General features: G+C 58.4%; 7 protein-coding genes and 1 rRNA gene. 6 read left to right on the top strand and 2 right to left on the bottom strand.

The window, feature by feature from the left end; translation table 11 throughout:
* A partial coding sequence (locus tag A3714_RS01730) for an AAA family ATPase (RefSeq protein WP_156493809.1) occupies nucleotides 1-1219 on the top strand: 1219 nt, incomplete at its 5' end.
* Between the two features lie 43 nt (nucleotides 1220-1262).
* Here A3714_RS01730 and A3714_RS01725 read toward each other — a convergent pair.
* Nucleotides 1263-1874: a DUF4124 domain-containing protein gene (locus tag A3714_RS01725; RefSeq protein WP_231865986.1), complete on the bottom strand. Its 612-nt coding sequence runs from the start codon at nucleotides 1872-1874 to the stop codon at nucleotides 1263-1265.
* 307 nt (nucleotides 1875-2181) lie between these two features.
* Between A3714_RS01725 and A3714_RS01720 the strand changes: the two genes are divergently transcribed.
* Nucleotides 2182-3903, top strand: coding sequence for an acetolactate synthase 3 large subunit (locus A3714_RS01720; protein WP_062817589.1), 1722 nt, complete (start codon nucleotides 2182-2184; stop codon nucleotides 3901-3903).
* Entirely contained in the window at nucleotides 3903-4394 is a 492-nt protein-coding gene (gene ilvN, locus A3714_RS01715) for an acetolactate synthase small subunit (protein ID WP_062817588.1), read from the top strand. The genes A3714_RS01720 and ilvN overlap by 1 nt, the downstream gene beginning before the upstream one ends.
* 224 nt (nucleotides 4395-4618) lie before the next feature.
* Here ilvN and ilvY read toward each other — a convergent pair whose 3' ends face one another.
* Nucleotides 4619-5503, bottom strand: a complete 885-nt coding sequence (gene ilvY / locus A3714_RS01710; RefSeq protein WP_062817587.1) for an HTH-type transcriptional activator IlvY — start codon at nucleotides 5501-5503, stop codon at nucleotides 4619-4621.
* Between the two features lie 166 nt (nucleotides 5504-5669).
* Here ilvY and ilvC point away from each other — a divergent pair, with 166 nt between their 5' ends.
* From ilvC to A3714_RS01695, 3 genes are all read left to right on the top strand, one after another.
* The gene (gene ilvC / locus A3714_RS01705) at nucleotides 5670-6686 is read left to right on the top strand and encodes a ketol-acid reductoisomerase (RefSeq protein ID WP_062817668.1); all 1017 of its coding nucleotides are present in this window, start codon (nucleotides 5670-5672) and stop codon (nucleotides 6684-6686) included.
* A 96-nt stretch (nucleotides 6687-6782) separates the two neighbouring features.
* Complete coding sequence (pssA, locus tag A3714_RS01700) at nucleotides 6783-7562, top strand: CDP-diacylglycerol--serine O-phosphatidyltransferase (protein ID WP_062817586.1); 780 nt, start codon at nucleotides 6783-6785, stop codon at nucleotides 7560-7562.
* Nucleotides 7563-8105: 543 nt separating this feature from the next.
* Nucleotides 8106-8297, top strand: a 16S ribosomal RNA gene (locus A3714_RS01695); the annotation flags it as partial.

The following is an 8297-nucleotide window of genomic DNA, read 5'->3' as shown; positions in this document are numbered from 1 at the left end:
CGACCTGGAAGAGATCTGGCAAGCAGAAAAGGCCGCCTTGCAGGGAGCCCAGGAATACAAGGCAGAACTGGAACAGGCCCGTGTCGAGCTGGAACAGGCCCGTCGCGCCGGAGATCTGAATCGCATGTCCGAGCTGCAGTACGGGGTTATCCCGGAACTGGAGAAGCGGGTGCAGGCGGCCCAGGACCAGGAAGAGCAGCAGTCGCAGACCGAGAACCAGTTGCTGCGCAACAAGGTGACCGATGAGGAAATCGCCGAGGTGGTTTCCAAGTGGACCGGGATTCCTGTGGCCAAGATGCTGGAAGGCGAGAAAGACAAGCTGTTACGCATGGAAGAGGCCTTGCATCAGCGGGTGGTCGGCCAGGCGGAGGCAGTGGAAGCGGTCGCCAATGCGGTGCGTCGCTCCCGGGCCGGGCTGTCCGATCCCAATCGCCCCAATGGCAGTTTCCTGTTCCTCGGCCCGACCGGGGTGGGCAAGACCGAGCTTTGCAAGGCGCTGGCCAACTTCCTCTTTGATACTGAAGAGGCCATGGTGCGTATCGACATGTCCGAGTTCATGGAGAAACACTCCGTGGCGCGGCTGGTGGGTGCCCCTCCAGGCTACGTAGGTTACGAAGAAGGTGGCTACCTGACCGAAGCGGTGCGTCGCAAGCCTTACTCCGTGGTGCTGTTGGATGAAGTGGAAAAGGCGCACCCCGATGTGTTCAACATCCTGTTGCAGGTGCTGGACGATGGTCGCCTGACCGATGGTCAGGGCCGTACCGTGGATTTCCGCAACACCGTGGTGGTGATGACCTCGAATCTGGGCTCCGACCTGATCCAGAAACTGGCTGGAGACAACGATTACGAGGCCATGAAATCAGCGGTCATGGAGGTCGTGGGCAATCATTTCCGTCCGGAGTTCATTAACCGGGTGGACGAAACGGTGGTGTTCCATCCTCTCGCCAAGGATCAGCTCAGGGGCATTGCCGCCATCCAGCTGGATGCGTTGCGCAAGCGGTTGGCTGAACGGGATATCCGTCTTGAGCTCAGCGATACGGCTCTGGATAAACTGGTGGAAGCCGGTTTTGACCCGGTCTATGGTGCCCGGCCCCTGAAACGGGCCATCCAGCAGCAGCTGGAGAACCCGCTGGCCCAGGCCCTGCTCAGGGGAGAGTTTGGTCAGGGAGACACCATTTCCATCGACGTGCATGAGGACCGCTTCACTTTTGAGCGGTGAGAGCGGTGTCCAGTGAGCCCTGGGAGGCAGGGCTCACTTACCCTTAATTCTGGTTGCACTTTTCCAGGGCTTGCTGGCTGCTCTGAACCATCTTTTCTCTTGCTTCCTGGTCCAGAACTTCCAGTTCGCCGGTCTCCGGATTCTTGCTTCGCACAATGGGCTTGTTCTTCAGGGTTTCCAGATTTTTACGGTGTTGTTCGCAGCGCTCCTTGACGACTTCGTCGGGCTCTGACTGGAGGCGCTCGGCCTCCCTGGCTGCTTGGGCAGCCTCTTCTTTGGCATCTTGCCGCGCATTCCGCTTCGCATTCAGGGCCTCCAGTTCGCGGTCCTGATCGGAGCTCGCATTGGCGCGGGTGTTCACTTCTGTGGAGACGACCCCTTGTGGCGGGTTGGCCCCGTAATGGGTCACGCCATCCTCGTCGACCCATTTGTGGAACTTGGCCGCCGAACCGGCGCTGGCAAGGGTGAGCAGGGCACTGCCAAGCAACAGGCTGAATTTGTTCATAATGTTGGTCTTCTTTTCGGGTTGTCTTTTCGGCTCGTACTTTAGCATGACTGTTGAGGGGGATTTTCTGCAACCCAAACCCGACCAAGGGCTTTGAATCGACGCACATTTCTGACAAAATTGAGCCTTTCCGGAGATCGGGACCCGCATTTGCTTACCGGTAAATGTGAGGCCGGGACCCGGGGCACCGTTACCGCGATGTCCTGCCAGCAGTATTACTGCACTCTCGTCCCGCTGTGGGAGCCTCCGGAGGTTTCTCATTCCTATTTAGCGGGAGTAATCCCTCTTCAGGTTTGCAGTGCCTCCGTGTCGCCCTCCCAGCCTGCGTTCGTGTCGGCCACCTCCGACAGGGCCCAAGAGCACCCAAATACGGTGTTTTACCCGCAGGCAGCAAGTTGTAAACCCCGTCCCGCTGCACGGCAGTGGGTTGTATGCATTCTGATTTGAGGTAGCAACCGTGGAAATGTTATCCGGCGCGGAGATGGTGGTCCGTGCGCTGCAAGACGAGGGAGTGGAGTACATCTTCGGGTATCCCGGGGGGTCCGTACTGCACATTTACGATGCATTGTTTCAGCAGGACAAGGTCAGCCACATTCTGGTTCGCCACGAGCAGGCGGCCACCCATGCGGCGGACGGTTATGCCCGTGCCACCGGCAAGCCCGGCGTGGTGATGGTGACCTCGGGTCCCGGTGCCACCAATGCCATTACCGGCCTGGCGACGGCGTTCATGGATTCCATCCCCATGATCGTTCTGTCTGGTCAGGTGCGCTCCGACTGGATTGGCGATGACGCCTTCCAGGAAACCGACATGATCGGCGTGTCCCGTCCGGTGGTGAAGCACAGCTTCATGGTCCGCGATGCCAAGGACATTCCGGAGATCATGAAAAAGGCGTTCTACATTGCCACCACCGGCCGTCCCGGCCCGGTACTGATCGATATTCCCAAGGATCAGACCGCGCCGAACGTGAAGAACCCTTACGAGTATCCGAAAAAGGTCAAGATGCGTTCCTATGCGCCGGTCAGCCGTGGCCACTCCGGCCAGATCCGCAAGGCAGTGGAAGAGCTGATGAAAGCCAAGCGCCCGGTGATCTATGCGGGTGGCGGCGTGATCCAGGGCGAGGGTAGCGAACTGCTGACCAAGCTGGCCCACCGCTTGAACTTCCCGGTAACCAATACCCTGATGGGGTTGGGCTGCTTCCCGGGCACGGATCCGCAGAATGTGGGCATGCTGGGCATGCATGGCACCTATGAAGCCAACATGACCATGCACAGCTCCGATGTGATTCTCGCTGTGGGGGCTCGCCTGGACGACCGGGTGACCAACAACGTGAAGAAATTCTGTCCGGGTGCCAAGATCATCCACATTGATATCGACCCGGCGACTATCTCCAAGAACATTATGGCGCATATCCCCATCGTGGGGCCGGTGCACCAGGTGCTGGAAGAGATGTTGTCGGCTCTGGATGAGCACGGTGGCGAGCCCGACCAGAAGGCGCTGGAGCGCTGGTGGGAAGAGATTGAAGGCTGGCGCAAAGTTCACGGCATGCGCTATGAGACCAATGAAAATGGTCCCATGAAGCCCCAGCAGGTGGTGGAAGCCCTTTACAAGGCTACCGGTGGTGACGCCTATGTGACCTCGGATGTGGGCCAGCACCAGATGTTTGCCGCCCAGTACTACAAGTACGACAAGCCCCGTCGCTGGATCAACTCCGGTGGCCTGGGGACCATGGGCTTCGGTCTGCCGGCGGCCATGGGCGTGCAGTTCGCGTTCCCGGACGCCACCGTGGCCTGTGTCACTGGTGAAGGCTCCATCCAGATGAACATTCAGGAGCTCTCCACCTGCCTGCAGTACGGCCTGCCGGTGAAGATCATCAACATCAATAACCAGGCCCTGGGCATGGTGCGTCAGTGGCAGGACATGCAATACGGTGGCCGCCACAGCCAGTCCTACATGGAGTCCTTGCCGGACTTTGTGGCCCTGGCGGAAGCCTACGGCCATGTGGGCATGAAGGTGACCAAGTTTGAGGACCTGGAAGGGGCCATGAACGAAGCCTTTGCCCTGAAAGATCGCCTGGTATTCATGGATATCTATGTGGACCCCACCGAGCACGTGTACCCGATGCAGATTGCAGACGGTTCCATGCGCGACATGTGGCTGAGCAAGACGGAGCGGACCTGATGCGTCGTATTATCTCTATTCTGATGGAAAACGAGCCGGGCGCACTGAGCCGGGTGATCGGTCTGTTCTCCCAGCGGGGCTACAACATCGAAAGCCTGTCGGTGGCGCCCACCGAAGACAGCACCCTGTCGCGCCTGACCCTGACCACCTTTGGTAATGATCTGAAGATCGAGCAGATCACCAAGCATCTGAACAAGCTGATCGAGGTGGTCAAGCTGGTGGATCTCACCGAAGGGGCGCACATCGAGCGCGAGCTGATGCTGATCAAGGTAAAAGCCACCGGCGCCCAGCGTGCCGAGGTAAAGCGCAGTGTGGATATCTTCCGCGGCCAGATCGTGGATGTGACCAGCACCGTCTATACCATTCAGCTCACGGGTGCTTCCGACAAACTGGACGCCTTTATCGGTGCCATCGGGGAGACCCAGGTACTGGAAGTGGTGCGTTCCGGGGTATCGGGGATTTCCCGCGGCGAAAAAGTGTTGAGCCTGTAAGATCACTCGATGCCTGACGCCAGACAAAAAAAACCGCTCTTCGGAGCGGTTTTTTTGTGGGGGGATAACTGCCTGTGGTTGAGTCGCGAGTTACGAGAAGCGAGTTGCGAAAGGCAAAGACTTGGGCTTTGCTCTTCGAAACTCGAAACTCGAAACTCGAAACTCGAAACTCGAAACTCGAAACTCGAAACTCGAAACTCGAAACTCGAAACTCGAAACTCACCCTATTCCGGTAGCTGCGACCAGAAGGCTTGAATCAGCGGCTCTTCCCGCCGTCTCTCCTGAGTAAACAGGCCCACCTCATAGGGTGCCAGCGCCGGCTGAACATCCAGGGGACGGGTGCGGCCGGCCAGGGGGCTGTTGTCCAATACGATTTTCGGCACGATACCCACCCCGAAGCCCAGGCTCACCATACTGACGATGGCCTCATTGCCACCCACCTGGGCATAGATATGCGGCTTGACGCCCAGTTGTCGAAACCAGCGGTCCACCCGTTCCCGGGCCAGGCCTTCCTCGGAAAGGATCATGGGAACATCTTCCCAGGCAGCTTTAGTCGCGCTGCCGCTGAGCCGTTCCGCCAGTTGGGCCTGCCCGGCCTGGGCAATAAACAGTAGCGGAGAGCGGGCGATGGGGCGGAAGGCAATGCCTGCGGGAAGGTGATCCGGCCTGGCACCGATGGCGATATCTTCCTCGCCGTACTGGATCCGTTGCACCGCCTGGGCCGGGTCACCGGTATGCAGCTTCAGTTCGATGCGGGGGTACTGGTGGCGAAAGCTGCTGAGAATATCGTAGAGAAAGCTGTAGCTGGCGGTCACCGAACAGTACAGGCTCAGCTCCCCCTGCAGCACCCGCCGGTCTTCCTGCAGGGCGTGACGCAGGTTGTCCCATTGCATCAGGGTATTTCGGGCGTATTCCTGAAAGCGTTGCCCCTCCCGGGTGAGAGTGACGCTGCGATTGTCGCGGTAGAACAGCGGTACGCCCAGCTCATCTTCCAGTTGCTGGATGGTACGGCTGAGCGTGGACGGGCTCACATGGCACATGGTGCTGGTGCGCCCGAAATGCAACGTGTCCGCCAGGGTCAGGAACAGGCGGAGCGGCTTGGTATCCATGGATGGCTATATCACTTTGCGTTGCGGTAAATGAAATGCAATGTTTCAAATATATCATTTTACGCAATGCGACGGATAGCCTAGAGTGGCGGGCCTGTCCGGGCAGGTTCCCTTTGTGCCTGTCCGTCACCGATTTCCGATATCTGAAAGAGCCAGAGCTATGAGCATGCAAGTGTATTACGACAAGGATTGCGACCTTTCCATCATCCAGGGCAAGAAAGTGGCCATCATCGGTTACGGCTCCCAGGGCCACGCCCATGCCTGCAACCTGAATGATTCCGGTGTGGACGTGACTGTCGGTCTGCGCCCGGGCTCTTCCTCCATCGCCAAGGCTGAAGCCCATGGCCTGAAAGTGAGCGATGTGCCGTCTGCTGTCGCTGCCGCTGACGTGGTAATGATCCTGACCCCGGACGAGTTCCAGTCCCAGCTGTACCGTGAAGAAATCGAGCCGAACCTGAAAGAGGGTGCCACCCTGGCGTTCGCCCACGGTTTTGCTATCCACTACAACCAGATCGTTCCCCGTGCCGACCTGGATGTGATCATGATCGCCCCGAAAGCGCCGGGCCACACTGTGCGCACCGAGTTCACCAAGGGGGGGGGTATCCCTGACCTGATCGCCATCTTCCAGGATGCTTCCGGCAACGCCAAGAATGTGGCTCTGTCCTATGCGTCCGGCGTCGGCGGTGGCCGTACCGGTATCATCGAAACCACCTTCAAGGACGAGACCGAAACCGATCTGTTCGGTGAGCAGGCCGTTCTGTGTGGGGGTGCGGTCGAGCTGGTGAAAGCCGGTTTCGAAACCCTGACCGAAGCGGGCTACGCCCCGGAAATGGCCTACTTCGAGTGTTTGCACGAGCTGAAGCTGATTGTTGACCTGATGTACGAAGGCGGTATCGCCAACATGAACTACTCCATCTCCAACAACGCGGAGTATGGTGAGTACGTGACTGGCCCGGAAGTGATCAACGACGAATCCCGTGCGGCCATGCGCAACGCCCTGAAGCGCATCCAGAGCGGCGAGTACGCCAAGCAGTTCATCTCTGAAGGCGCCCTGAACTACCCGTCCATGACGGCTGCCCGTCGCAACAACGCGGCGCATCCCATCGAGCAGGTAGGTGAGAAACTGCGCGGCATGATGCCCTGGATCCAGGCAAACCAGATCGTCGACAAGAGCAAGAACTAAGCGCTTGCACGGATCATCAAAAAACGCGGCTTCGGCCGCGTTTTTTGTTTACGGTCACTGCGTTAGACTAGTCACACCCAATTTGGATGGACCACCATGCAGGACAACGACAAGACAACGACCCCGGAGCAGCCAGAAACCTTTGAGGTGGTGGAGGCCGAGCACCGTACCGGCGCCCGTCACAAGGGGGTTTACCTGCTGCCGAACCTGTTTACCACCGGTGCCCTGTTCGCCGGCTTCTATGCCATCGTGGCGGCCATGAATGGCCTGTTCGAGCATGCAGCCATCGGTATTATCGTGGCGGGCATCCTGGACGGCCTGGATGGCGGAGTGGCCAGGCTCACCAATACCCAGAGCAAGTTCGGCGCGGAGTACGACTCCCTGTCTGACTGCGTTGCCTTCGGGGTGGCACCGGGACTGGTGGCCTATTCCTGGGGGCTCTCGGAGCTGGGCAAATTTGGCTGGATGGCCGCCTTTATCTATGTGGCCTGCGCGGCATTGCGTCTGGCCCGCTTCAATGTGCAGGCAGAAAGCACTGACAAGCGCTTCTTCATCGGTCTGCCAAGCCCCACCGGGGCAGGCCTGGTGGCAACGCTGGTGTGGCTGGGGGCCAGCCGGGGCATAGACGGTAATGATATCTCCTGGATTGTGGCGCTGGTGGTGGCGGGTGCGGGTCTGCTGATGGTGTCGTCGGTGAAGTACCACTCCTTCAAGGAGCTCCATATCGGTCGGGTTCCGTTCAAAGTGTTGCTTGGGGTTATCGTGGCCTTCGCGATTGTCTTCCTGGATCCGCCCCTGGTGCTGCTTACGGTGGCCATTGTCTATGTGGTGGCGGGGTTGCTGATGAGCCTGTGGCGGTTACGCAAGGCGGATTGAGTTTCCCGCAAGATTCCGAAGGGCGCCGAAATGGCGCCCTTTTTCATGCCGGGAGCCAGGCAGGCGGGAGGTGAGTGCATTTTTTTGCTTTTGGTGAGCCTTTGATGGGGAGTTTCTCTGTCCCCGGGGTAGAAAAGAAAGAGAGTGGGGCGAATTCATACCTGCGGGCGGCTGGAGAAAGTGCCGATAAGCAAATGAAACTGCTCAAGAAATCACCGTAAACAGGGGTTTTCGCTGGTTTTTTGCCCGCCATGCCTAAAAGGTGACCGTTTGATAAAAAAGTGATGAAAAAAGTGTTGACGGTCCCCGGGAAATCTCTAGAATGCGCCCCCACAGAGACGGCGGACACGGCAACACGCCAAGGACGCAGTCAGGAAGCCAAGGCTTCCAAGCTCTTTAACAATCAGGCAAGCAAACGTGTGGGACCTGTTCGGGACGATGTCTTTACAGATAATCAGTTCTGAACGAGTCAACAAAGTTTTTGTTAATTCAGATGATGAACTGAGCATGGTTTAAGTGCGTAGGCACTTTAAACGCTTTTCTTAACTGAAGAGTTTGATCATGGCTCAGATTGAACGCTGGCGGCAGGCCTAACACATGCAAGTCGAGCGGAAACGATGGTAGCTTGCTACCAGGCGTCGAGCGGCGGACGGGTGAGTAACGCGTGAGAATCTGCCCATTTGTGGGGGATAACTCGGGGAAACTCGAGCTAATACCGCATAATCCCTACGGGGG

The sequence above is a fragment of the Alcanivorax sp. HI0007 genome (genome assembly GCF_001635525.1).
Classification (GTDB): Bacteria; Pseudomonadota; Gammaproteobacteria; order Pseudomonadales; family Alcanivoracaceae; genus Alcanivorax.
This window is presented reverse-complemented; position numbering and strand designations above follow the sequence as displayed.